This window comes from Falsiroseomonas oryzae, assembly GCF_027856955.1.
Classification (GTDB): domain Bacteria; phylum Pseudomonadota; class Alphaproteobacteria; order Acetobacterales; family Acetobacteraceae; genus Falsiroseomonas; species Falsiroseomonas oryzae.
The window spans coordinates 1-1573 of sequence record NZ_JAPSMD010000737.1 but is presented as its reverse complement, the minus strand read 5'-3'; the positions used below and the strand labels follow the sequence as shown (position 1 = coordinate 1573).

At 77.6% G+C, this 1573-nt stretch carries 2 protein-coding genes; both read right to left on the bottom strand.

Annotated elements, in window-relative coordinates; translation table 11 throughout:
* On the bottom strand, positions 1–1073 hold a 1073-nt coding region (ada, locus tag OZN99_RS31225), incomplete at its 3' end, for a bifunctional DNA-binding transcriptional regulator/O6-methylguanine-DNA methyltransferase Ada (protein ID WP_270939088.1).
* 70 nt (positions 1074–1143) lie between these two features.
* Positions 1144–1573 (bottom strand): tetratricopeptide repeat protein (locus OZN99_RS31220; protein WP_270939087.1); only part of this gene is annotated, 430 nt, incomplete at its 5' end.

Genomic DNA, 1573 nt, shown 5'->3' with positions numbered 1-1573 from the left:
CGGCCGGCGGCCTTGCGCTCGCCGGCCAGCAGCGCCGCCTTGCGCGGCACGCCCCAGCGATAGCCCGTCAGGTCGCCATCGCCGCCGACTACGCGGTGGCAGGGCACGGCGAGCGCCACCGGGTTGCGCGCGCAGGCCCGCGCCACCGCCCGCACTGCGGCGGGATTGCCGATCTCCGCCGCCAGCCCCGCATAGGTGCGGGTCTCGCCGAGCGGGATGCGCTGCAGCGCCTCCCACACCTGGCGCTGGAACGCCGTGCCGCGCAGGTCGAGCGGCAGGGCGAGGGCGGCGGCGGGCTCGGCGATGAAGGCGGCGACCTGGCGTACCGTCTCGGCCAGGGCGGCGTCGGCAGGCTCGATGCGGGCCTTCGGGAAGCGCGCGCGCAGGTCACCTTCCAGCGCCTCGGGCGGCTCGGCGAAGCCGATAAAGCAGACGCCCTGCGCCGTCGCGCCGACCAGGAGCGGGCCCATGGCGCTCTCGGCATGAGCGATGCGGATCGTCTCGCCCTCGCCGCCGCGGCGGGCCGCGCCGGGGGTCATGCCGAGATGCCGCGAGGTATCCTCGTAGACGCGGGATTCGCTGCCGAAGCCGGCGCCGGCCACCGCCTCCGCCACGCGCTCCCCGGCCGCCAGCGCGGCCTGCAGGCGGCGGGCGCGGACGCCTTCGGCGTAGCTGCGCGGGGTGACGCCGGTGACCTCGCGGAACAGGCGCAGGAAGTGGTGGCGGGCATAGCCGGCACGCGCGGCGAGCTCGGCCAGGGAGGGCATGGTCTCGGCCGCCTCGATCATGGCGCAGGCCGCGCGCACGGCCTCCGCATGCAGCGCCGCGCGCTCGCCCTTCGGGTCGCAGCGGCGGCAGGCGCGGAACCCGGCGGCCTCGGCGGCGGCGACATCGGCGAAGAACCGGGTGTTGCGCCGCAGCGGCGCGCGGGAGGGGCAGCCGGGCCGGCAGAACACGCCCTGCGTGGTCACGCCGTAGAGGAAGGGCCCGCAGGCGGGTTCCGGGTTCCGGTCGAGCACGGCCTGCCAGCGGGCGGCGTCGGGCTCGGCCAGGGGGAGCGGGGCTTCGGGCATGGCGGTCACCGGGCTTGTCTCTCGGCGGCCATCTGGTCCCTCCCCCGCCCGGCGCGCCATCCGGCGGTTGCTACAGCGCGTCGCCCTCGGCCCGGCGCTGCAGCTCGCGCCGGCGGTCCTCGGCGCCGGGCATCCGGGGATGCACCGCCAGGGCCGCGTCGAAGCTGCGCAGCGCGCCGGTGGCGTCCCCGGCCTCGTCCTGCATCTCGGACAACTGCACCAGCGCGGCGAAATGCCGGGGCTCCAGGCGCAGCGCCTCCTGGATGTCGCGGGCGGCCGCGGCGCGGTCGCCGAGCGCGGCGAGCGCGCGGGCGCGCATCAGCCAGACATCCGGCGCCGCGGGTTCGAGCACCAGGGCGGCGTCGAAATCCTCCAGCGCCTCGTCCGGCGCGTTGCCCTGCAGGTTGCGCGCGCCGCGCCGCAGCAGCAGCCCGGCGGCCGGCGAGACGCCCTGCGCCCAGATCACGCGGATGCGCTGCTCGACCAGCTGCGCGCCGCTG